Below are 23,295 nucleotides of genomic sequence, written 5' to 3'. Positions count from 1 at the left end.
GGGGTGCATTGTTTACATTTCTTATTATAATTCATACAGGTGATAATATGAACGCTTTCAAACCAAAAATTATCATGGTCGCGGGTCCGACCGCGGTGGGCAAGACGGCAACCGGGATCCAGCTAGCCCAGGATTTAGCCGGCGAGATCATCAATGCGGATGCGTTCCAGGTTTACCGGGGGATGGATATTGGCACGGCCAAGCCGACAGCGACAGAACTGGCAGCGGTGCCCCACCACCTGATCAATATCCTGACTCCTGGTGAGCCGTACTCGGTAGCCAAATTTGTGCAGCTGGCGGGACAGGCGATTAACGATATTGAGCAGCGTGGGCGAATTCCTATTTTGGTGGGTGGTACCGGCTTTTACTTAAACGCGTTACGCCTAGGGTTACCGTTAGGGACAGCGGGCAGTAGCCCTGAGCGGCGTAAGTGGCAGGCGTTCGTGGACGTGCACGGTGCCGAGGCGGCGTGGGCGGCACTGCAGCAACGGGATCCCGTTGCTGCCAGGAAGATTCCGGTGGCGAACGTCCGACGCACGGTGCGCGCCTTGGAGGTCATTGACCAAACTGGTCACCGGTTCTCCGAACAACCCGCCCCCAGTCCACGGTATACAACCTTGGTGGTGGGTCTGACCACGGAGCGCCAATTGTTGTACCAGCGAATCAACGCGCGGGTGGAAGCAATGGTTGCCCACGGACTAGTGGCGGAGGTGCGGGCCATCATCGACCGTTACGGTACGGATAACCAGGCCTTGGCGGCGATTGGGTATAAGGAACTGGTCCCCTACTTTGCGGGGGAGTATGATTTGGCGACCGCAGTAAGTCTGATACAGCGTAATTCACGGCGGTACGCCAAACGCCAGTTGACCTACTTACGTAACCAGATGGCACCGGATTGGTATGACCTGGTTACCCAGCCACAAACGTACGCGTCCTTGCGCCAACGGGTCGCCGAATTCATTAATGGTATAGGCCGTTCGGCACAATAACTTACCAGTTCACACTTTATGTCAGCTTAGCTAACATAAACGGTTGACCCCCCTTATGAGTGGTTTATACTTAACAACATCAAGGGGGGAATGGTCATGGCCAATTCAGAAATTTTGCGGCGGCGGGCCGTTCTGCCGATTGGTACAGTGATGGATTTGACGACGTTGACCGCGCGCCAGATACGCTACTACGAAACGCAGGGCTTCGTGCATCCAGCACGAAATGCGGGCAACCACCGCATGTTTTCGTTGGCAGATGTAGACGTCTTGTTGAGTATTGTACAGCAGCGCAAATCGGGACTCAGTTTGAGTGAGATTCGGCGGATGCGGGCGGTGAAAGCCCGGCAGACGACGGACACGGATGCGCGGAAGATGCTCCAAGATGACATCCTGAACCAATCTGGTTTTACACAAACGGGTAGGGGCCCATTTGGACAAGGATTTAACTAGGAAGGAAGAATTGATTTAATGGCACGTAAACAGTACACCGCAGATGAGATTCGTACGATCGTCAAGCAGGAGAACGTTCAGTTTTTGCGCCTCATGTTCACTGATATTAACGGGATTATCAAAAACGTGGAGGTGCCGATCAGTCAGCTGGAAAAGGTGCTTAACAATAAGATTACCATGGATGGTTCCAGTATTGATGGGTTTGTTCGGATCGAGGAAAGTGACATGTTACTGTTCCCTGACCTGTCGACCTGGATGATTTTCCCGTGGGGCAGTGAGCACGGCAAAGTTGCACGGATTATTTGCTCGGTACATATGACGGATGGTACGCCATTTGCCGGTGACCCCCGTAATAACCTGGTGCGGGTCGTTGAAAAGATGCAGGCCGCTGGCTTTAGCTCCTTTAACATTGGCCCTGAGCCAGAATTCTTCCTCTTCAAGATGGATGAGAACGGTCGGCCAACGACCACGCTGAATGACAAGGGTTCCTACTTTGACCTGGCCCCACTGGATCTTGGTGAAAACTGCCGGCGCGACATCGTGCTGGAGCTGGAAAAGATGGGGTTTGAAGTCGAGGCATCACACCACGAAGTTGCTCCCGGCCAGCACGAAGTGGACTTTAAGTACGCTAATGCCCTGGAAGCTGCGGACAACATTCAAACCTTCAAGCTGGTAGTGAAGACCATTGCGCGCAAGCATGGTTTGTATGCCACCTTCATGCCTAAGCCGCTACACGGCATCAACGGTAGTGGGATGCACATGAACATGTCGTTGTTCCGCGGTCAGGAGAACGCCTTTTATGACGCCAAGGGTGACGGCCAATTGTCCGACACGGCTTTGCACTTCCTGGCGGGGCTACTCGACCATGCCCGGGCGTTGACGGCAATCAACAACCCAATCGTTAATTCCTATAAGCGTCTGGTTCCTGGTTTCGAAGCACCGGTGTACATCGCGTGGTCCGGTAAGAACCGGTCCCCACTCATTCGGGTGCCATCCGGTCGCGGTGTTTCTACCCGTTTGGAAATGCGCAGTGTTGACCCATCGGCTAACCCGTATCTATCCATTGCCGCCATGTTGACGGCCGGCCTGGATGGAATTGCAGAAAAGTTGCAGCCTGAAGAAGCGGTTGACCGTAATATTTACCGCATGGCACCAGCGGAACGGTTGGCTAACCACATTCAGGACCTGCCAAGCACGCTGCACAACGCGCTGAAGTATCTGGAAAACGATGAGGTCGTTCAGGGTGCGCTGGGTGACCACCTGTACCACAGCTTCTTGGATTCCAAGAACGTTGAGTGGGCTGCTTATCGGCAGCAAGTCAGCGAGTGGGAACGCGAGCAGTACCTGGAGCTGTACTAAGCATTAATTTCACTGAAACTAACAAGGCACGGCTACTTCCAAGCGGAAGTGGCCGTGCCTTTATGTTACCGATGTTAGTTAGTGTTGTGCAGCCGTCCGGAACGGGATGTCCAGGTGACTAGCGCTAAGGTCGACCGTGATGGTCGGAGCGGCAGTAGGCCGGATGGTTTGCGCCATGTCGGCACCATGGATGATCAGTACCAATTGGCGGCCAGCTGGTAGGTGGTAGCGGGTCGGTTGCAGCTGCAACTGCATGTCGACCCACTGGCCCGGACTGACCGCGATGGCTGTGGCACCATCAACGGGGTTTTGCAGGTTCGCATGACTGAAACTGATCAGTTGAGCGTCGTTGGGGTGGCTGCGAGCGGCAAATTCCAAGGTGTTTTCGTACTGCCAGTCAAAGCCCAGGGGGTAGTTGCCCCGGGCTACGGTACTGGCCGTGGGCTGCAAGCGAAAAGCACTCCCGACATCGACTAGCCGTGCACTAATGATGGCCGTCGCGGCGTCGGCTTTGACCCGTAGGTAGATGGTGCCGGTCCCTTCCAGCACCACGTCGTGATCCGGTTGGAGCAGTGGCAGCCAGAGGCGCACATCCGCGTAGGCCGACTGCGGCTGAATGATGTGCTGCTCGAACCCGGCACTGTCGTCATGCTGGTCGTTAAAAATGGCGGTACTACGGTCCTGGAAACTTTGCGTCTGGTCGGTCGTGGTGGCTAGGGGCAAGGTTTTGGGGGTGACCCCAGGACCCGCACCAAAGTCGGGCGTGGTGACCCACGTTTGGGCAGTAACGTTATCCTGAATTTCGACGTCAGGCAGCACGGAGACGGCATGGTTGTCGACGCCGAGCAGTTTATTGCTTAGCCACAGGTTCATCTGGTCGGCAAAGTCGAGCGAGCGGATGTTATTTAGGTACACGTGCTGGCCCTGGTGGAAGAATATTTTGTGGTGTATTTTGCTGCCGGCCGCACGCAGGGCTTCATGTAGTTTGATGACGTTGCGGGGCTTGACGTTCCAATCGTTGAGTCCGTGGACGCTGACAAAGTCACACTTAATTTGCGCCACATGGTGGCGATAATTGCGGGCATCCCAGAAGGCATTATAATCGCCAAATTGGCGGTCCTGCCGCCGGGCCAATTCGTCGAGGCGATTACGCCACTGTTTGGTAACGCGCTGCGCATCACCGGGTGCTTGCTGGCGGGAGTAGGTGTCGATTGCAAGGACGTCCGCATCTTCGCCCTGGAACCCACCTGGGGCCACCACGAGCCCCTGTTCGCGATAGTAATCGTACCAGCTCGAAATGGCCGCCTCGGAGATGACCGTTTTGAGTGCCGGGGTGCCACTGGTGGCGGCGGCCACCGCGAGTGTTCCCAGGTAGGATTTGCCGGTCATCGCGACGTTGCCGTTGCACCACCAAGCTTTGATGGCCGTGTGCCCAGTCCGGGTGGTGAATGCCTGCCGCTGGCCGCCGAGCCACTCGATGATGGCGACAGCACTAGCAGTTTCGTCCGGGCCACCGGTGGAGCGCAGGCCATCGCTGCCGCGGGTACCGATGCCGGCCGAGTAGACCGTGGCAAAGCCGCGGGCAAGAAAGTAGTCGTTAAGCGAGTAAATACCCGGTTCGTCACCATAAACGGTACCGGCAGTGGCAACATCTTTGGCCTGGCGGTGCGGCAAATCGGGGCGCTCTGGGTACCAATCCTGCGTGGTTGCCGGTGCCTGGGTACCTGGTTGTTTGACCGCCAAGGTGGGTTCCGGTACGTGGGTCGCAGCTTCCACGTCTTGGTCGTTGGTACCGTGGAAGTAAGGGTTAGCGGTGAATAATGCTGGTACCTTAGTCCCCGCATTCGTTGCGGCCGGGCGGATGATGGTGGTTTCCAGCATGTCCCGCTTACCGTCACCATCCGTGTCGAGGTCAGATTCGATCCAGACAACTTCCCGAATCAGTTGGTGCGTATTAAAAGTTGGTAGCGTCTTGCCGTTGAAGAAGGTAAATCGTTCGGGTAGGTGTGCCAGCAACCCCTTGGCGGCCAGGGCGTTGATCAGCGTGACCACGTTAGCGGTGCGGGTGTTGAGGAGGAGGTAAATTGCCTGCACAAATTTGTCTTGGTTGTTAATGTCGGCGTCCTGGTAGGGCAAGCCGGTTTCGCGCATGAACGTGCGGGGGTGCGCGGTGTCAAAATCGACCCGGGGTTGGAAGCCGAGGTACTGCAACGCCACGTTGTAGAAGTCGTCCCGCTTGATAACGTCACGGTTAGTAGCTAACCAGGTGTTGAGGTCTGTTTCGGGACCGACGGCACGGTTAGCCCACGCTTCATGGGTGGCGACGTCACCGTGTGCTTGGGGTTCTAGCAGTGCAAACGTCATCCGGGCTAATTTGCTGAGGTTGCGCGCGCGAATGGGAAAGCCGATGGTTTGTAGTTCCTGTTTCTGGGTTGCTAGGTCGGTCGCAATGCGGCCAAATTGGTAAAGATGCATGGCAGAATCCTTCTTTCCTCATAATCATCTCATAGTTATAGCCAGTGTAATGGTAATTAGTAATGAGAACAAGTGACCGGTACGACGAACCCTTCGTGATCGTGTGTCTGCGTGGGTCGCCAGGTCATTCTGTGGGTGCGGGGCGGTGATCGTTTTGCGGGTGAGCATAGCGCGTGGGTTGGTGGGCGCAAAATATTTGCCCCGGGACCCAGGCTTTCGCTATACTACTAACGGGAGGATTGCCATGATTATCGATATACTCATTTTCTTAATTGTCGGTGGGTTGCTTTTTACCGTCACTACTGCTTTGCACGAGCCGCTCAACCTGATTGTGGCGGTTATCATTGGCTGCGTGATTGCTGCCATTACCCTGGTCCTCTTCAGTTGGAGCTGGTTCCTGTTGCTCCTAGCGTTGTGGATGGTCCTAATCGTGGGCGGGCTGTACGGCTTGCGGGGTTACATGCACCGGCACAACAAAAAGAGCGGCACCGATTAAATTACCGGTGTCGCTTGCCCCTGCCAAGGAGTTTCATTATACCATGGCGATTGACAGGGCGACCGGGTTGTTTCTATAATATTATCCGTTATTCGTGCCAATAGCTCAGCTGGATAGAGCAATGGTCTTCTAAACCATTTGTCGCGGGTTCGAACCCCGCTTGGCACATAAACTAGTGTTACAACGCAATGTAGCGCAATGAAAAATCAAGACAAACAAAAACTGTTAAATAGAATGCGAAATGAGTGCGCAAATTTGCTATAATCAGGCTCTATTTCACATGTCATTTCACACTTTTGCCTGTATCCATTCTCAGGCAGGTGCCAGAAACAGTAAGGCTGTGCGGGTACTATTAGATGTGGACACGCTGAAATTGGATAAAGACGGCAAGTTGTCTGGAATTGATGATTTGCCAAAGTCGCTCAAAGAAGCAGACGTTAGCAAGTTTTTGTTTGACAACACGAGCAACACGAGCAACCGGCCAAAGCCGTCCACACCAGCTATTAATGTTGGTGGTAATCTGGGGACTTCAACAGGTGGCAATGGCGGTGACAGCGTTGTGGACCATGTGGCCGCACGCTTGGCTGCTGCTAGGTTCGTAGCCAAGACCTACAAGGAGTGCAAATACACCATCACGGGCGAGAATGGTACTTTTTACCCTGACGGGACATTGACAGTGTGGTACTATCCGGGGATCGAGCCTACCGGGGCCAAGTTTTATGCTGGCGAGAGTGTTAAGTACTACGGTTACGTGCGCAACGGTTCCTATCTACATGTGGCTTACCATGCCACTAAAGGCTAAACGTACTACGTGGCTTGCCGTGACTATACCCACAGCAATGAGGCTCTTGGCAGCTTTAAGTAATGTTTGCTCCACTCCGGAATCGGGGTGGAGCTATTTTTTGTAAAGAAAAAACTCTTCAAGGAGTCGACGCTAACGCCCAGAAGGGTTACTATCACAGATGAAAGAAGGCAAGAAGATGAAGGACGCCGTTAGTTGGTCTGAAATCTTCAAGAATGTAGCTGCGGGAATTGCAAGTCTAGTCGCCAGCATAGCAGCACTGAGAGCCGCGTCCAAGAAGAAGAAAGACAAATAAGCTTCAGGGCAACGGGCCAACACCTCTTGCTGTCGGTACCTTCATTTCGAATTCCATGAATAAAAATATCGTTTTGCTGGTGGTAGCGCTAATAACGGGCGCACTTAATATTTGGTCGTTTGTTGACCATGTGCTCTCAATTTCCATTTCGGCTATTTCAACAGCGGCGGACGTTTCTTCTTTGGCACTGATTGTTGTGATTGTTTTTTGGATGGTGAACTATGGCAAAAATTAATTTGAATGATGCAGATTTATTAACATCTACGGAAGCTGCAGAGATATGGGGTAAGAACAAAACGTATGTGCGTACGAGCTTACGCCAAAATCCGGATAAGTGGCCGGCAGGTAGTTGGCGAAAGTTCGGCCGTGAAATCATTGTCACTGTAGAAGGCATGGAAGCTGTGACCGGTGAACCCGATCCACGAAAGAAGAAGTAGAGCACACATACGTGCCCGCAGGCATTTTGGCAGGAAGAGAAGTTAGCAAGGTCCCAATGTTGTTGTGTTCCTAAAATGATATTGTTGATGGGAAAGTAAAACGAGGTCCGGTGTATGTAACTAAACAGTTGTGAGTTATGTGAAATAAGTGTGAAATGGTCTGATCGCAGTATGCCCACCTTGCCTTATTCCTTAGGATAACCATAGCATGTGACTCTCGCTTGGCACATCGTGGCAGTTTTAGGGCGTGAGTGGGTCACTATCATTGGGGATGGTGGCTTTTAATTATGGGCGGATGCTTGTGTTTCCTGGCGGTCCCTGCTATAATCAACACGTTGTATTTGCACCCTGCGACTGCAACCGCACGGACTTGGGTATCAAAGCCTAGCACCCAGTTTGGCGAGTAATCAGGGAAAACGTCCGGTTTCCGGACACGTAGGAGGTGTACTCATGTACGCAATTATTAAAACTGGCGGCAAGCAGTACAAGGTAGAACAGGGCGAACCTGTCTACGTTGAAAAGCTTGACGCTGAAGAAGGCGCCACTGTTACCTTTGACGAAGTCGTTTTCGTCGGTGGTGACAACACTTTGGTTGGTACTCCATTCGTTGATGGTGCAACCGTCACTGGTAAGGTCGAGAAGCAGGGCCGCCAGAAGAAGGTTGTTACTTACAAGTACAAGCCTAAGAAGCACCAGCACCAGAAGAAGGGCCACCGTCAGCCTTACACTAAGGTGACGATCGACGCCATTAACGTTAAGTAATTAACGTACTCTACACACGGAGGTGTAACACTCATGGAAATGCAAAACCTTGAATTCCTCTCCCACCATAAGGGGGGCGGTTCCACATCTAACGGCCGTAACTCTGCTGGTCGGCGTCTTGGTAGCAAGCGTGCCGATGGCCAGTTCGTTAAGGCTGGTAACATCTTGTACCGTCAGCGCGGTACTAAGATTCACCCAGGCACTAACGTTAGCCGTGGTGGTGACGACACGTTGTTCGCCACTAGCGACGGCATCGTGAAGTTCGAACGTCTGGGCCGCGACCGCAAGCAGGTTTCGGTTTACCCTGCTGAAGCAGCTGCCGACTAATTAGAACGATGAAGCGTCCCTTGGGGGGCGTTTTTTTTGTGCCAATTCATACGTCCTGCCATTCCTAAGCTGTTTACATCTCGGTTGGCCAAATTGGCAAGTGGCAAGAAAAATTAAGCTAACACTTTTGGACGGCCACTGTTGGTCCTGACACCGCCGTACCGCCAAAAATTTATTTGTGCGCGTGCGCTAACGTTCATCGGGACGGCTTTCTGCTACAATGGTTGTGTAATGAATTTCTCATACATAATTAATTTAGACGGGAGCAACAATTAATGGCTAAAATTGAAGAATTACGTCGGGTGATGCGTGATCAGGACCTCAAAGCAATCGTCTTAACCGACCCGGTGAATGTGTCGTATGTCAGTGACTTTAGTGGCGACGAAAGTGCGTTATTGGTGACGCTGACACAAGCATATCTGGTGACGGACTCACGGTTCATTGAGGTGGCTAAGCACGAAATACACGCGGCCACCGTGGTGGAGCATCATCACGGTCTGCTCCCAGCAGTGGGCAAGTTGGCGGACCAGGATGACGTTAAGGAGTTAGGCTTTGAAGCCGAGTATATGACGTTTGCTGATTATCAAGTCCTCGCGGGGGCCACCGCGGCCCAACTACGGGGTACCCGCCACCTGGTCGCGGGACTGCGCGAAGTGAAGTCGCCAGCGGAAGTGGCCTTGATTCAGAAGGCGGTGGACATTGCCGAAGACGGGTACCGCCACGTCCTGGCTACTATCCGTCCTGGGATGACGGAGCGCGCAGTGGCTAACGACCTCGACTTTTACATGCGGGGATTAGGCGCGTCAGGTGTGTCCTTTGACACTATCGTTGCCTCCGGTTACCGGTCGGCTTTGCCCCATGGCTTTGCGGACGACAAGGCGATTGAAGCGGGCGACGTTGTGACGTTGGACTGGGGTTGTACCTACCACGGCTACATGTCGGACCTGACGCGCACCTTTGCAATTGGTACACCTGATCCCCAGTTGGACAAGATCTACCGGTTGGTCTACCAGGCTAATCGGGGGGTGGCGGCAATGATGCGGCCCGGAGTATTAGGCAAAGACATTCAGGCCCAGGCGCACCAGCCTATTGATGCGGCGGGCTACCAGCAGAACTTTGGTCACGGGGCAGGTCATGGTATCGGGCGTGATATTCACGAGGGTCCTGGTGCCTGGGGCGTTTATATGGAAACACCGATTGTTGCTGGTAACGTGTTGACCGATGAGCCCGGAATCTACCTGCCGGGTATCGGTGGGGTGCGCATCGAAGATGATTTGCTCGTGACTGATAGTGGCGTCCAGCAGTTGTCAACACCAGCACCGGCCGAGTTGCTACACCTGGATATTTAGGACGGCAAGGGTCGGACTACGTTATTGTTGGGCGTGGCTGATTGGTGTACGTAATGGCTGTGCCGGCGACGGTTCGGGTTGGTTAACCTTGCAACCGTGCCCCGTCATTGGTATCATTGGTTGAGAATAATTAGTTGGAGGACCATGCATGATTTCTGTAAATGACTTTAAAAACGGCTTGACCATTGAGGTTGACCATGACCTGTGGCGCATCGTTGAATTTCAACACGTCAAGCCAGGCAAGGGTAGTGCTTTTGTGCGCTCAACCTTGAAAAACCTGCGGACGGGTGCCGTTCAGGAAAAGACCTTCCGTTCAACCGAAAAAGTGGAACAGGCCCAAATCGATACCAAATCCATGCAGTACCTGTACGCCGATGGCGACAGTTACTACTTCATGGATAACGATACCTATGAACAGTTAAGCCTCACTGCCGATCAGTTGGGCGACGCTTTGAAATACTTGAAGGAAAACATGATGGTCAGCATCATCATGCACGGTTCCGAAACGCTGGGTGTTGAATTGCCGAAGACCGTTGACCTTGAGGTAACTGAAACGGAACCGGGCATCCGTGGTAATACCAGTTCTGGTGGTTCCAAGCCCGCTACTTTGGAGACCGGTCTGGTTGTCCAGGTACCGTTCTTCATTAACGTTGGTGACGTGCTGACCATTAACACGACGGATGGCACGTACATTTCTCGTGCGTAACGTTTAGAAACGGGAGGTAAGCCTCATGGCTGAAAACACAAATATTGTTTTAGCAAGTCGTCCAGACAGTACGGGGACCATTGAAATTGTCCCGGAAGTACTGGAAGTAATTTTGGGCATCGCGGCGGTAAACGTGGATGGTGTCTATCAGATGCGTGGGTCGCTGGCTTCGAGCATCAATGCGTGGTTTGGCCGGGCTAACCGGGGCAAAGGGGTGACGGTCACCGTTGATGGCGACCAGGTGCACGCCGATGTCTACGTTTATCTGAACTATGGCGTGAGTGTCCCTAAAGTTGCCCTGGCGATTCAGAAAACATTACGTGAACAACTATTGTTCATGACGGATCTGGAGTTGGCCCAGGTCGACGTCCACGTTGTCGGTGTGGTGCCCGAAAAGGCGCCCGCGGTCGACAAGACGGACTTGTTTAAGGACGATGAGGAAGACGAAACAACAGAGGAAGACGATTGATGTTAACGCGTCACGCAATTCGTGAAGCTGCTTTCAAAACCCTGTTTGCGCTGGAATTGAATCCAGACGGGGACCGGGATATGACGTATAAGGCGGCTTTGCCCAAAAATGAGGTTGCCCCAGAGTACCTGTTTGACTTGGTCAATGGGGTATTGGCTAAGCGCGATGAGCTGGATGCCGCTATCAAGCCAGAACTACGGTCAGGTTGGACGATGGCCCGCCTGTCCAAGCCGGATCTAGTGTTGTTACGGCTAGGCCTGTACGAAATTAAGTTTGAAGATGACGTGCCCGATAAGGTGGCCGTCAACGAAGTGCTCGAATTAGCCAAGCAGTACAGTGATGACAGCGCCGTGAAGTTTATTAACGGGGTGTTGGGCAACTTTGTTAAGCAAGAGTAACGCCAAGCCGCCTACGCGGTGGGCGTGACAATAAAAAGGCTCGAGACGATTGCTTTTGTCCCGGGCCTTTATTACATAAACGCGAAATCTATAGGTATGGAGGGGATGCAGATGGCAACACCTGATGCGAGTGAATACTTATCAGTCAGCATGTTGAACCGGTACATTAAGCGAAAATTTGACTTTGATCCGTACTTGAAGCAGGTGTTTGTCGCGGGTGAAGTGTCTAACTTCCGGTTGCGTCCCGCCCACCAGTACTTTTCCCTGAAGGATGAGCACGCCAAGATCAGCGCCGTCATGTTTAAATCAGCCTTCCAAAAGTTGGCCTTCAAGTTGGAGGACGGCATGGCGGTGCTGGCCGTGGGGCGTGTGACCGTGTACGAGCCTTCGGGTAATTACCAGCTGACAATTGAGCGACTGGAACCCGCGGGGCAGGGGGTGCTGGCGTTGGCGTATGCACAGCTCAACGAACGGCTGCGCAAAGAGGGCCTGTACGCTATTCACGACCACACACCGTTAGTCCAGTATCCGCGTAAAGTCGCGGTGGTCACCAGTCCTAGTGGCGCGGTGATTCACGATATTATTACTACCGTGCGTCGGCGTTACCCCCAATTAGCGATTACGTTGTTTCCAGCGCAGGTGCAGGGGGATGCGGCGGCACCCGATATCGTCAGGCAGCTACAACGCGTTGACCAGTACGGCGGCTTTGACGCCGTGATCATTGGTCGTGGTGGTGGTTCACTCGAAGATTTGTGGCCGTTCAACGAGGAAGCGGTGGCGCGAGCCATCGTGGCGATGCACATACCGGTAATTTCCTCCGTGGGTCACGAAACGGACGTGACCATTGCGGATTACGCCGCCGATTATCGCGCTGCCACCCCGACGGCCGCGGCCGAATACGTGACGCCGGTGACCGCAGCGGAGGCGGGGCAAAACGTGACCAAATTGGCCCAACGCTTGGTGCGGGCCCAGTCAGCAATCCTGGCGCGCCTGCGGTACCGGCTCGACCGGGCGCGGCAAAGTGTCGTGCTCACACAACCATCAAGGTTATATGACGGGCAGATGCAAAAATTGGACTTACTGCGGTCACGTTTATTCCGCAGTTTTCCGGCGCAACTGGCCCAATTGCGCAGCCGGTTAAATTTGGCGCAAAGTCGCCTGCAGCGGTCGGGATTGGCAGCACGCATTAGTAGTAACCAGGTTACCGTAGCGAACCTCCAGCGGCGGCTAGGCGCCGCCACGCGGGCGACCGTGCAACAACGGCGACAACGGGTGGCGCAACTGGCGGCGGCTTTGGATAGCCTTAGCCCCTTACGGACACTGAGCCGGGGCTATGCCTATACGACCGACGCCCAGGGGCATGTATTACGCACCGCCCACGAATACGTGGTGGGTGCGGACGTCACGATTCACGCTGATCACGGGTCGGTGGACGCGACAATCAAGACGGTGAACATCGAGGAGGAAAAACATCATGAGTGACGAACAACAACCGAGCTTTGAAACGCAGCTGCAAGAGCTTGAGCAGATCGTCGCCACCCTGGAAAAGGGTGACGTGCCGCTGGAAAAGGCGTTGACTCAGTTTCAGCAGGGTGTGGCGTTGGCCAAGCAGCTAGACGGGACGTTAAAAGACGCCGAGACGGCGGTGGCCAAGGTAATGACTGACGATGGGGAGCTGAAGGACTTTGAACCAGAGCAAGAGGATTAAGGCGTTTGCGGACGAACACATCCCCGCGTTAACGCGGTTCATGCTGGACTATGCGCAGCAAGCCCACCAACCGCGGCTAGCGGCGGCCATGCAGTACTCGCTGGCTGCTGGGGGTAAGCGGGTACGGCCCCTGCTGGTGTACGCCGTTGCGACGACCATGGGCGTAACCGCTACGCCACTGGATCACGTGGCGGCGGCAATTGAATACGTCCACACGTATTCATTGATTCATGACGATTTACCGGCCATGGATGACGCCCAGTTGCGCCGCGGGCAACCGGCGAACCACATCCAGTTTGATGAGGCCACGGCCATCCTCGCGGGTGATGCATTACTGACGGATGCTTTTGCCTTGGTTGCGGGGGCATCGTTACCAGCGGCGGTACGCAGTGCGTTGACCGCCCAGCTGGCGGTTGGTGCTGGTTCTCGTGGCATGGTGGCGGGGCAGATGATGGACATTGCGGCCACCGGTAGTAGCACCCCATTGACGCGGGGCGAGCTGGTGCGCATGCACGCCCACAAAACGGGAGCGTTGTTACTGGCTGCGGTCCGTATGGGCGCCACGGTTGCGACAGTCAGTGATGGCGATACTGAGGCCCTGGATGACTTTGCCACGGCGTTTGGACTGGCGTTTCAAATTCGTGATGACATTAATGATGCCACGAAGTCGTCGGCGGAACTTGGTAAAACGGCGGGTCAGGATGCGGCTGCCGGTAAAAACACGTACGTTAGCCTGTTGGGCTTAGCGGGGGCCCAGGCGGCCTTGACCGAGCAGTTACAGGCGGCGCGGCGTGCGCTGGACCGCCTATCCGTTCCGGCCCCCCTATTAATCGATATTGTAGCAATGTTAGGCTAGGTGAACGTAATGAAAGAACGAGTTGACGTGCTGGCTGTAGCTCAGGGACTGTTTACTTCCCGGGAACAGGCGAAGCGCGCGATTATGGCCGGTGAGGTCTACGACCAAAATAATGAGCGGCTGGACAAAGCCGGCACCAAAATTGATGCCGATACCCAACTACACGCCAAGGGGAAGAAGTTGCCCTACGTGAGTCGGGGCGGGCTCAAGCTCGCCAAGGCCCTCAAGGTCTTTAACATTGACGTCACCGATACCACGGTGCTCGACATTGGTTCGAGTACGGGTGGCTTTACTGACGTTTGCCTTCAAAATGGGGCCAAGCAGGTCTACGCCCTGGACGTGGGGACGAACCAGTTAGTGTGGCAGTTACGCTCCGACCCGCGGGTGCACGTGATGGAACAGGTTAACTTCCGTTACTGCAAGCCTAATGATTTCCAGTATGGTCCGGTAGAATTTGCGGTGACTGACGTATCGTTTATTTCGTTGCGGCTAATTTTGCCGCCACTGCGGCCCATCTTGGTGCCGGGCGGGCACGCCGTGATGCTCATCAAGCCCCAGTTTGAGGCGGGTCCGGAAAACGTGGGTAAGCATGGCATTGTGCGTGATCGGCAGGTTCACCATGACGTGGTGACGCGGATCGTCAACTTTGCGGCAGAGAATGGTTACTCAGTTTTAGGCCTCGACTTCTCACCAATTACTGGTGGCGGTGGCAATATTGAGTTCCTCGTCCACCTGCGTAACGAGGTTAACGCGACGGACGCCCATATTGAGCCCACGGTCGATGTAGACCAGGTGATCGACGCGGCGTACGCCGAACTGAAATCCTAGCGTGGTGGTGGCGCAAGCTGCACCATTGACTGGTATAATGTACGTAAATTATTAATTCATTTGGGGGACACCGCCATGCACAAGCAAGCACGCCAGGATATCATCAAAACGATATTAAATTCGTACGCGGTCGAAACGCAGGGTCAGTTAGTTGACCTGTTGGCCGACGCGGGTGTGCAGGTCACGCAGGCGACAGTGTCGCGCGACATCAAGGACATGCAGTTGGTCAAGGTGCCAGTCGCTAACGGCCGGTACCGGTACAGCCTACCGCCCGCGCAACAAGCTTCGCCCACGGAGAAGTTGGAACGGACGCTGCGGGGTGTGTACGCTAGTATCGATGTTCTGGATAAATTCGTTAATTTGCAGTTGGTACCGGGGTCCGGGCCGGCGGTGGCGACGCTGTTAGCGGCGCAGACTGACGGGCGTATCTTTGCCATGATTCCAGCCGACGCTAGTATCCTCATTATCTGCCGGAGTGACGTGGCGGCCGAACAGCTAGCTGATACCTTGCAAGATATGGTGGGGTGAAACCATGTTACAGGAACTTTCTATTCGTGATTTTGCAATTATTGAGTCACTGGACCTGAGCTTTGAGACCGGGATGACCGCGCTTACGGGTGAAACCGGGGCGGGGAAGTCGATCATCATTGACGCGGTCTCGCTACTGGCGGGGTCGCGCGGTTCCAGCGAGTTTATTCGTACCGGTGCGGACAAAGCAACGTTGCAAGGGCAGTTCTTGGTGGGGGACAACCATAACACCATCGCTGCCCTGGCGGCTTTAGGTTTGGCGCCGGATGACGGGCAGGTTCTGCTCGAACGTGACCTAACGCGTGCGGGGCGGAGCGTGTGCCGCATTAACGGTAAGATCGTCACCACGGGCAACCTCCGCTCCGTGGGTGAAACGCTCGTGGATATTCACGGGCAAAATGAGCACCAAGAATTAAACCATCCCGAAAAGCACTTGGGGATGTTGGACCAGTATGCCGATGGGGCTGTACACGATTTGTTGCAGCAGTATCGGCACACATATCGGGACTACCAGCAATCGTTGTCAACGTTGCGTCAGAAGCAGCAAAACGAGCAGGAATGGGCCCAGCGGTTGGATATGTTAAAGTTTCAGGTCCAAGAGATCGACGCAGCCGACTTGCACAGTGGTGAAGAAGACGAGTTGGAATCCGAACGTGAGCGCTTGGCCAACTTTCAGCGCATTCAAAACGCCCTGGCCGCGGCTTACGACGTGTTTGATAATGGTGAGTACAACCCGGTGGACGCGCTGGGTGAAGCCATGCAGCAACTGGAAAGCATCGCCGATTTGGGGGACGAATACCGGTCGCTGAGCGAGACGATTAGTGATGCCTATTACTCACTACAGGACGCGCAGGCGGACCTGTCCAAAGAAATTGACGGGTTGGAGTGGGACGAAAACCGTCTCAATGAAATTGAGGAACGGTTAGCGTTGATTCAGCAGTTGAAGCGTAAGTACGGTGATTCGGTGGACGAGATTTTGGCGTACGGTCAGCGGGCTCACAAGGAATTAGCCACCATGGAAGCCACGACTTCGGACGCTGAGGGTCTTGACGGCCGCGTGCAAAAATTGTACGACCAGTTGGTTAAACTGGGCCAACAACTGACGCAGGTACGGCAGCAGGTTGCGCAAAAGTTGACCACCGCGGTGCACCAACAACTGCAGGCGTTGTACATGGCCAAGACCGTATTCAGCGTCCACTTTGCCGATCACGCTCCCGACGCGTTCACGCCTAATGGGGTTGATGTCGTCGAATTTTACATTCAGACTAACCCCGGTGAGCGAGCGCAGCCGTTGGCCCGCATCGCCAGTGGCGGTGAACTGTCGCGGATCTTGTTGGCCATTAAGACGATTTTGGCCGAGTCTGATGGCGTGACGAGCATCATCTTTGATGAAGTTGATACTGGCGTGTCTGGGCGGGTGGCGCAGGCCATTGCCAACAAGATTAGTAGTATTGCTAGCCACTCGCAGGTGCTGTGCATCACGCACCTGCCACAGGTAGCGGCGATGGCTGATCACGAGTTCAAGATTGTTAAGTCGGTCCACCATGGGCGGACGATGACCACGGTGGCTCGGTTGAGTGAGCGCGAACGCGTGGATGAGCTGGCGCGCATGTTAGCTGGGACGGCGGTAACGCAGCTCACCCGGGAGCACGCCCAGGAACTCCTGCAACTAGCGGAGCAAACGCGTAGTCAACTAGACGGGTAGCGTAAATTAGGCCCCAAACCACTATGATGAAAATGACTTTCACCGTAGTGGTTTGGGGCCTAATTGTCTTTAATGCTGGGTTGTCAGCGGTTGAACGTCCAGTGCTGGCTACTGCACCCGTTGGATATAGGTGCAGTCGCGTGGGTCGACGATGCGCACCACATTGCTGTTGAATTCCGTGAGCAGGAGGCGGTGGTGATCCAGGTGCCGCTGTAGGTGGCCCACCACGGGGCGGTCAACGGCACGCAGGCGCAGAGCGACCAGGTAGTGGTTGGTCAGGGCCTGAGCGGTGAACAACTGCACCTGGCTGGTTGGCATTGTGGGTAATGGCTGATCAAAATCAAGGTCAAAAAGTTGGTGGTACGTGTCGGCAAGGGAGTGGCCGAGCCGTTCCCAGGTGCCCATTGTTTTCATCATGTCCATAATTGTCCGCCTCCGAACGTTTGTTTGCAATTCATATTATACGAACATCCGTTCGCTTTTGCAACCCACGGGCACCAAAAATTTGGTCAGCGCTGTTGTTTTTGGCGCCAATATACGCCCAACCATGGGCGTAATGCTTGATTTATTGGGCTAAAAGCGGCACAATAGAGGCTATAATTTTATGTGTAGAATTTGGGAGGATGAGACATGAGCGAACGCGGTATGCTCATTGTGCTGTCAGGCCCGTCCGGGGTCGGTAAAGGTACTGTACGTCAAGCAATGCTGAAATCAGGTTACCGGGATTTCCATTATTCGGTGTCCATGACGACGCGGAAGATGCGCCCCGGTGAAGTTGATGGGGTCGACTATTATTTCCGCACCAAGGAACAGTTTGAAGAGGAAATCGCCAATGGTGGGATGCTGGAGTACGCACAGTACGTCGACAACTACTACGGCACGCCGCTACACTACGTTAACGAACAGCTGGATGCTGGTCAGGACGTGCTGCTAGAAATTGAGGTCAAAGGGGCAATGCAGGTCCGGGCCAAGTGCCCGGACGCCGTCTTCATCTTCCTCACGCCACCCGACCTCAACGAATTACGTCACCGGCTGGTTGGTCGCGGGACTGATGATGCCGTTACGATCCAGAAGCGGGTCAACAAAGCCGTCGACGAACTCAAAATGATGCAAAATTACGATTACGCGGTCGTGAACGACGAAGTGCCGCTGGCGGTTGACCGGATTGAGCACATTATTCAGAGTGAACACTTACGCGTTCAGCGCGTGGCCGAAAAGTATGCTAATATGATAAAGAAAGCTACCTCGGGCGATTAAAGGAGAACGAAGATATGATTGTTTACCCATCAATTGATAAGCTGCTGGCCAACGTGCCATCACGTTACTCGTTGGCCGTACTGGCTTCGAAGCGTGCACACCAGCTGGAAGCTGGTTCGTTACGGATGCTGGCTGAATACCAGTCACCACGAACTGTGGGTCAGGCCCTGGAAGAAATTGCTGCGGGTGACGTGGTGATCGATCCCGACTCCAAGTTGCTCGAGCGTGACGCCGAGCGGTTGGAACACCAGCAAGAACTGCGTGATGACGCTAATGACGATGCTGGTCACGACGAACATTAATTTAGAAGTTAATGAAGGCGACCGTGGCGCTTGCGCTGCGGTCCGGTTGGGGATGTGACGTTAGTTACATCCTTTTTTATTGCTTGACTGGCCGCCGTTTTGCGGTGGTGGTCGGCATAATCAGTACTAAGATTTGGTATAATGTGAGCATGACAAGACGAGGGGGGATCAGTGTGGCCACGGTGGCTAAAGTAGTGGTGGATGTGCCTACAATGCAAACAAATCAGCCTTACGATTACGCGATCCCCGCGGATATGGTTGACCAAGCGGTACCCGGCGTGCGGGTGGTGGTCAGCTTTGGTAAGGGCACGCGTGAAGTAATGGGTGTGATCGTAGCGACCACGGACCAGCAGGACTTTGATGGTGAATTGAAGCCCGTACTGCGGGTCCTGGATGACCACCCGATTTTAGACGCCGAGTTGCTGGCGTTATCGCGGTGGCTGGCGGACGATACCTTCGCGTTTTGGATCACCTGTTTACAGGCCATGTTGCCTAGTGCGTTGCACGCGGATACCAAGTGGCTCGCTAACGGGGCTAAGACCGTGGGAAGTCGCGGGCACGTAGCCACGGAGGACTTTATTGTGCCGCTATTGGCCCCAGATGAGTACACTACGTTAGCAGAGCAACAACGACGTAACGCCACCCGGCGAATCAAGTTGCTGACGGCCCTCGCCCAGTGGGCAGCTAGCCACGATGAACCGCGCTTACACGCCGTGGTTGGACCAGATTCCTTTGACCGGGCAACCGTCACTGCGGGGGCCAAACAGGGCTGGTTGCGCATCGAATCCCGGGAGTTTTACCGGCGGCCATACGCCCAGCTAGACGCCCAGGCGCGCACGCAACCACTGACGCCGACACCGCAACAACAACGGGCACTGGACGCACTGATTCCGGCAATCACGGCGGAGCAGGACCGGACCTTTTTGCTTGAGGGGGTCACGGGTTCGGGCAAAACGGAAGTCTACTTGCAGGCCATTGCGGCCACGTTGGCCCGGGGCCGTAACGCGTTGATGTTGATTCCCGAAATTGCGTTGACGCCGCAGATGGTCCGGAACGTAAAGGGCCGCTTTGGTGCAGACGTGGCGGTGTTGCACTCCGCGTTATCCGATGGGGAACGCTTTGACGAGTGGCGCCGCATCGAACGCGGCGAGGCCCGCGTGGTCGTGGGTGCCCGCTCGGCAGCTTTTGCCCCGCTGACCAACATTGGTTTGTTGATCATGGATGAGGAACACGAAACCAGTTATAAGCAGGATGATGCCCCGCGGTACCATGCGCGTGATGTCTTGCAGTGGCGGGGCGCTTATAACCATGCGCCCGTCCTGTTGGGATCGGCTACGCCCAGCTTGGAATCGCGGGCTCGGGCAGCCAAAGGAGTGTACACGTACCTGCTCATGCCGGAACGCGCTAATCAGCGGCCGTTACCACCCGTCCAGGTGGTAGATATGCGTTCGGCACAGTTGGACTCTGCGTCTGGTGATTTTTCGACCGTGTTACTTAACGCCTTGCGCACGCGGTTGGATCGGCACGAACAGAGTGTCTTGATGTTGAACCGGCGGGGCTTTTCTTCCTTTGTGATGTGTCGGGAGTGTGGCTACGTGGCTAAGTGTCCCAATTGCGACATTTCGCTCACGTTGCACCTCGACTCGCATACACTGCGGTGCCACTATTGTGGGCATGAGGAAGCCGTGCCCACGGTGTGCCCAAGTTGCGGGTCACGGCGCATCCGTTATTACGGCACCGGGACGGAAAAAGTTGAACAGACGTTGCACCAGATTCTGCCAGAGGCGCGAGTGCTGCGGATGGACGTTGATACGACCCGCCGCAAGGGTGGGCACGCCAAGATTCTGAAGGCGTTTGGTCAGCACCAAGCAGATATTTTGCTTGGCACCCAAATGATTGCTAAGGGTCTCGACTTCCCGGACGTCACGCTGGTTGGGGTCATCAATGCGGATACGTCATTAGGGTTACCCGATTTTCGGGCTAGTGAGCGCACCTTCCAGTTGCTGACCCAGGTCAGTGGCCGGGCCGGACGCGCCGATAAGGCGGGGGCGGTTATCGTGCAAACCTATAACCCGGACCACTACGCCATTCAGCTAGCGCGCCATCACGATTACGAGCGCTTCTTTGTCACCGAGATGGGCATTCGGCACCGTTCCGGTTACCCGCCGTACTACTTCACGTTTAAGCTGACGGTGAGTCACCCTGAAGACCGACTGGCGGCCAAAGCCATTTACCAGTTGGCTGCGGAACTCAAACAGTCATTGTCGGATCAGGCCGTAATGTTAGGCCCGACGCGCGGGGCGATTGCCCGCTTGAAGCGGCGTTATTATTATCAAATTGTGATTAAGTATAAAAAAGAACCCCAGTTGCACGAGACCCTGGAACGGTTATTAACGACCACCCAGGTTGGGAGTCGCAACGTCTTCCAGATTGCCTTTGACCGTGAACCGTTGAGCTTTGTTTAGTATTTTAGTAATAATGAAAGTTATGGAGGATTGTGCATGACATCAATCATTTTTATGGGTACCCCGCAGTTTGCAGTCCCAATCCTGCACGCGTTAGTGGAGGCGGACTATGACCTACTAGCCGTGGTGACCCAACCGGACAAGCCGGTCGGGCGTAAGCACACGTTGCACCAGTCACCGGTCAAAGTAGCGGCGACGGCACTGGGCATTCCGGTGTTTCAGCCGGCTAAACTCAGTGGCAGCCCGGAATTGGACCAACTGATCGCGTTGGCCCCTGACTTGATTGTCACTGCCGCTTACGGCCAGTTTTTGCCCACCAAGTTTTTGAACGCGGCCAAAGTTACGGCGGTCAACGTGCATGGCAGCCTGTTGCCGAAGTACCGGGGTGGGGCGCCAATTCAGTACGCCATCATCAACGGTGACGCGGAGACCGGGGTCACTATCATCCAAATGGTGAAGCAGATGGACGCCGGGGGGATGTACGCCCAGGCGGCCTTATCCTTAACGCGTGCGGACGATACCGGCACGGCATTTGACCGGCTCAGCCTTCTGGGTCGTGACTTATTGTTGCAAACTTTACCGCACATTATCGACGGGACGGCGACCTTGACGCCGCAAGATCCCGACCAGGTCACCTTTGCACCCAACATTACCAAGGACCAGGAACACCTTGACTTGACCCTACCTGCCACCCAGGTGGACCAGTGGGTGCGCGGTTTACGGCCACATGTTGGTGGTTGGGTCAGGCTCAACGGCCAGCGCGTCAAGCTGTGGGACGTCACGCCGTTAGCGGACACGACTACCCAAGCACCTGGCACCGTGGTCGCACTGGGCAAAAAGCGTCTAGTGCTGGCTGCTGGTAAGGGTACCACGTTACAGATCAACACACTGCAACCGGCGGGTAAAGCGCGGCAGCCAATTAGTGCGTACATGAACGGAACGGGACGTCAGCTGGAAGTTGGCGCACAGGTGATAACTAATGGAGAAGAATAATGTGCGCCTGCTGGCGGTAGAGGTGTTGAGTCGAGTGGGTGGCCGCGGTGGCTACTCCAACTTGACGGTTGATAGCACCATTCGGCAGGGCCACCTGGCGGACCGGGACGCGGCACTGTTGACCAACATCGTTTACGGGGTCATTCAGCACCAACTGACGTTAGACTACTACCTGGCGCCATTTGTGGGGCGCCGGGAGCTGGACCCGTGGGTGCGCCAATTGCTGCGGACCGCGGTGTACCAGATGCACTACCTGGATAAGGTGCCGGAACGGGCCATCTTCTTTGATAGCACCGAAATCGCCAAGCTGAAGGGCCACACGGGCATTGCCAAGTTCGTGACGGCCATTTTGCGTAACATTCAGCGCAAAGGGTTGCGGGACGTCAGCGCCATCCAGGATCCCGTGAAGCGGTTATCCGTGGCGGCCTCCGTACCAACGTGGCTGGTGCAAAAGTTGTTCGACCAGTGGGGTGAACTGGAAGCAACTGCCCTGTTGAACAGCATTAATTCCGCGCCGCACGCGTCGGCCCGGGTCAACCGGACCCTGACGACGCGGGAGGCGTTAGTAACGCGGTTACAGGATCGGTTCCCTGACGTGCGGCCGAGCACCCTTGCTACTAGTGGGGTGGTTGCCCCAGGTGGCCACCTCGCGGGTACGCCGGAGTTTGCGGACGGCCTGTTGACCATGCAGGACGAAAGTTCTCAGCTAGTCGCTCCCAGTTTAGCGTTACAACCGGGTGACCAGGTTTTAGACGCGTGCGCGGCTCCGGGTGGCAAAACGACGCACATTGCGGAATGGCTGGACCCCGCAGCTGGCGGGCACGTGACGGCCTTAGACTTACACCCCCACAAGGTGCGGTTGATTGAGCAAAACGCCACGCGTATGCGCCTTGCTGACCGCGTTTCGGCCCGAACGTTGGATGCGCGTCAGGCGGTGACAACGTTTGGTGAGCAATCGTTTGACAAGGTACTGGTGGACGCGCCATGTTCGGGTCTGGGGCTGATGCGCCGCAAGCCCGAGATTAAGTATGATAAAACGATTGATGACGTGCAGAACCTCGCACGCGTACAGGCCGGTATTCTGGACGCCGTGGCCCCGGCGGTCAAAGTTGGTGGCCGGTTGACCTACAGTACGTGTACAATTACTCATGAAGAGAATCAGGACGTGGTGGCAGCCTTTTTGCAGCGGCACGGCGGATTCCGTCAGGTGGCGGTACCGACTTTAGCCCCGGTGACCCATAACCACGCGGCCCCGGCCCTGCAGATTTTGCCACATGATTATGGCAGCGATGGCTTTTTCATTGCTTGCCTGGAACGCGTGGAGTAAGGAGAACAGCAA

General features: G+C 55.1%; 25 protein-coding genes and 1 tRNA gene. 24 read left to right on the top strand and 2 right to left on the bottom strand.

Annotated elements, in window-relative coordinates:
- The first annotated feature begins 47 nt into the window (after positions 1-47).
- The 3 genes from miaA to glnA all read left to right on the top strand — a co-directional run bounded on the left by miaA (position 48) and on the right by glnA (position 2,798).
- Positions 48-989: a tRNA (adenosine(37)-N6)-dimethylallyltransferase MiaA gene (miaA, locus tag FD19_RS02765; RefSeq protein WP_056969063.1), complete on the top strand. Its 942-nt coding sequence runs from the start codon at positions 48-50 to the stop codon at positions 987-989.
- A gap of 96 nt (positions 990-1,085) precedes the next feature.
- Positions 1,086-1,439, top strand: coding sequence for a MerR family transcriptional regulator (locus FD19_RS02760; protein ID WP_054749531.1), 354 nt, complete (start codon positions 1,086-1,088; stop codon positions 1,437-1,439).
- Between the two features lie 18 nt (positions 1,440-1,457).
- On the top strand, positions 1,458-2,798 hold the full coding sequence (glnA, locus tag FD19_RS02755) for a type I glutamate--ammonia ligase (protein ID WP_054749530.1): 1,341 nt from the start codon (positions 1,458-1,460) through the stop codon (positions 2,796-2,798).
- Between the two features lie 78 nt (positions 2,799-2,876).
- Here the strand turns inward: glnA and FD19_RS02750 are convergent, their stop codons facing one another.
- Positions 2,877-5,273, bottom strand: coding sequence for a Xaa-Pro dipeptidyl-peptidase (locus tag FD19_RS02750; protein WP_054749529.1), 2,397 nt, complete (start codon positions 5,271-5,273; stop codon positions 2,877-2,879).
- Positions 5,274-5,517: 244 nt separating this feature from the next.
- Between FD19_RS02750 and FD19_RS02745 the strand changes: the two genes are divergently transcribed.
- The 16 genes from FD19_RS02745 to recN all read left to right on the top strand — a co-directional run bounded on the left by FD19_RS02745 (position 5,518) and on the right by recN (position 16,939).
- Entirely contained in the window at positions 5,518-5,769 is a 252-nt protein-coding gene (locus FD19_RS02745) for a hypothetical protein (RefSeq protein WP_054749528.1), read from the top strand.
- Positions 5,770-5,863: 94 nt separating this feature from the next.
- Positions 5,864-5,937: transfer RNA gene (locus tag FD19_RS02740), tRNA-Arg, on the top strand.
- Positions 5,938-6,010: 73 nt separating this feature from the next.
- Positions 6,011-6,571 carry a phage scaffolding protein gene (locus FD19_RS02735; RefSeq protein ID WP_082619481.1) on the top strand — a complete coding sequence of 187 codons (561 nt, stop codon included), beginning with the start codon at positions 6,011-6,013 and terminating at the stop codon, positions 6,569-6,571.
- Between the two features lie 516 nt (positions 6,572-7,087).
- Entirely contained in the window at positions 7,088-7,303 is a 216-nt protein-coding gene (locus FD19_RS02730) for a helix-turn-helix domain-containing protein (protein WP_054749526.1), read from the top strand.
- 450 nt (positions 7,304-7,753) lie between these two features.
- Positions 7,754-8,065, top strand: coding sequence for a 50S ribosomal protein L21 (gene rplU, locus FD19_RS02725; RefSeq protein WP_054749525.1), 312 nt, complete (start codon positions 7,754-7,756; stop codon positions 8,063-8,065).
- A gap of 33 nt (positions 8,066-8,098) precedes the next feature.
- Complete coding sequence (gene rpmA / locus FD19_RS02720; protein WP_054749524.1) at positions 8,099-8,392, top strand: 50S ribosomal protein L27; 294 nt, start codon at positions 8,099-8,101, stop codon at positions 8,390-8,392.
- A gap of 275 nt (positions 8,393-8,667) precedes the next feature.
- Positions 8,668-9,741, top strand: coding sequence for a M24 family metallopeptidase (locus FD19_RS02715; RefSeq protein WP_056969061.1), 1,074 nt, complete (start codon positions 8,668-8,670; stop codon positions 9,739-9,741).
- A 148-nt stretch (positions 9,742-9,889) separates the two neighbouring features.
- Positions 9,890-10,447 carry an elongation factor P gene (gene efp, locus FD19_RS02710; protein WP_054749523.1) on the top strand — a complete coding sequence of 186 codons (558 nt, stop codon included), beginning with the start codon at positions 9,890-9,892 and terminating at the stop codon, positions 10,445-10,447.
- 25 nt (positions 10,448-10,472) lie between these two features.
- Complete coding sequence (locus FD19_RS02705) at positions 10,473-10,916, top strand: Asp23/Gls24 family envelope stress response protein (RefSeq protein WP_054749522.1); 444 nt, start codon at positions 10,473-10,475, stop codon at positions 10,914-10,916.
- The gene (gene nusB / locus FD19_RS02700; protein ID WP_054749521.1) at positions 10,916-11,314 is read left to right on the top strand and encodes a transcription antitermination factor NusB; all 399 of its coding nucleotides are present in this window, start codon (positions 10,916-10,918) and stop codon (positions 11,312-11,314) included. Before FD19_RS02705 ends, nusB begins: the two co-directional genes overlap by 1 nt.
- A 111-nt stretch (positions 11,315-11,425) precedes the next feature.
- Positions 11,426-12,796, top strand: a complete 1,371-nt coding sequence (gene xseA / locus FD19_RS02695; protein ID WP_056969060.1) for an exodeoxyribonuclease VII large subunit — start codon at positions 11,426-11,428, stop codon at positions 12,794-12,796.
- Positions 12,789-13,022 carry an exodeoxyribonuclease VII small subunit gene (locus tag FD19_RS02690; RefSeq protein WP_054749520.1) on the top strand — a complete coding sequence of 78 codons (234 nt, stop codon included), beginning with the start codon at positions 12,789-12,791 and terminating at the stop codon, positions 13,020-13,022. The genes xseA and FD19_RS02690 overlap by 8 nt, the downstream gene beginning before the upstream one ends.
- Positions 13,000-13,878, top strand: coding sequence for a polyprenyl synthetase family protein (locus FD19_RS02685; RefSeq protein ID WP_054749519.1), 879 nt, complete (start codon positions 13,000-13,002; stop codon positions 13,876-13,878). The genes FD19_RS02690 and FD19_RS02685 overlap by 23 nt, the downstream gene beginning before the upstream one ends.
- A 9-nt stretch (positions 13,879-13,887) precedes the next feature.
- The gene (locus FD19_RS02680; RefSeq protein WP_056969059.1) at positions 13,888-14,706 is read left to right on the top strand and encodes a TlyA family RNA methyltransferase; all 819 of its coding nucleotides are present in this window, start codon (positions 13,888-13,890) and stop codon (positions 14,704-14,706) included.
- A 75-nt stretch (positions 14,707-14,781) separates the two neighbouring features.
- Complete coding sequence (locus tag FD19_RS02675) at positions 14,782-15,234, top strand: arginine repressor (RefSeq protein WP_054749518.1); 453 nt, start codon at positions 14,782-14,784, stop codon at positions 15,232-15,234.
- A gap of 4 nt (positions 15,235-15,238) precedes the next feature.
- On the top strand, positions 15,239-16,939 hold the full coding sequence (gene recN / locus FD19_RS02670) for a DNA repair protein RecN (RefSeq protein WP_054749517.1): 1,701 nt from the start codon (positions 15,239-15,241) through the stop codon (positions 16,937-16,939).
- Positions 16,940-17,047: 108 nt separating this feature from the next.
- On the opposite strand, the gene FD19_RS02665 is transcribed toward recN, so the two are convergent.
- Positions 17,048-17,362, bottom strand: a complete 315-nt coding sequence (locus FD19_RS02665) for a hypothetical protein (RefSeq protein ID WP_054749516.1) — start codon at positions 17,360-17,362, stop codon at positions 17,048-17,050.
- A gap of 207 nt (positions 17,363-17,569) precedes the next feature.
- Between FD19_RS02665 and gmk the strand changes: the two genes are divergently transcribed.
- Genes gmk through rsmB form a run of 5 tightly spaced genes read left to right on the top strand, consistent with a single transcriptional unit; the run spans position 17,570 to position 23,283 of the window.
- Positions 17,570-18,196, top strand: a complete 627-nt coding sequence (gene gmk, locus FD19_RS02660; protein ID WP_054749515.1) for a guanylate kinase — start codon at positions 17,570-17,572, stop codon at positions 18,194-18,196.
- 14 nt (positions 18,197-18,210) lie between these two features.
- Positions 18,211-18,498: a DNA-directed RNA polymerase subunit omega gene (gene rpoZ, locus FD19_RS02655; protein ID WP_054749514.1), complete on the top strand. Its 288-nt coding sequence runs from the start codon at positions 18,211-18,213 to the stop codon at positions 18,496-18,498.
- Between the two features lie 11 nt (positions 18,499-18,509).
- Complete coding sequence (gene priA / locus FD19_RS02650) at positions 18,510-20,963, top strand: primosomal protein N' (RefSeq protein WP_420836017.1); 2,454 nt, start codon at positions 18,510-18,512, stop codon at positions 20,961-20,963.
- A 36-nt stretch (positions 20,964-20,999) separates the two neighbouring features.
- Positions 21,000-21,956: a methionyl-tRNA formyltransferase gene (gene fmt / locus FD19_RS02645; RefSeq protein WP_054749513.1), complete on the top strand. Its 957-nt coding sequence runs from the start codon at positions 21,000-21,002 to the stop codon at positions 21,954-21,956.
- Positions 21,943-23,283, top strand: a complete 1,341-nt coding sequence (rsmB, locus tag FD19_RS02640; RefSeq protein ID WP_054749512.1) for a 16S rRNA (cytosine(967)-C(5))-methyltransferase RsmB — start codon at positions 21,943-21,945, stop codon at positions 23,281-23,283. Before fmt ends, rsmB begins: the two co-directional genes overlap by 14 nt.
- Positions 23,284-23,295 lie beyond the last annotated feature (12 nt).

It is taken from the genome of Lacticaseibacillus thailandensis DSM 22698 = JCM 13996, assembly GCF_001436135.1.
Classification (GTDB): Bacteria; Bacillota; Bacilli; order Lactobacillales; family Lactobacillaceae; genus Lacticaseibacillus; species Lacticaseibacillus thailandensis.
Note: the sequence above shows the minus strand (reverse complement) of the source record. Positions and strands in the feature narration are given on the sequence as shown.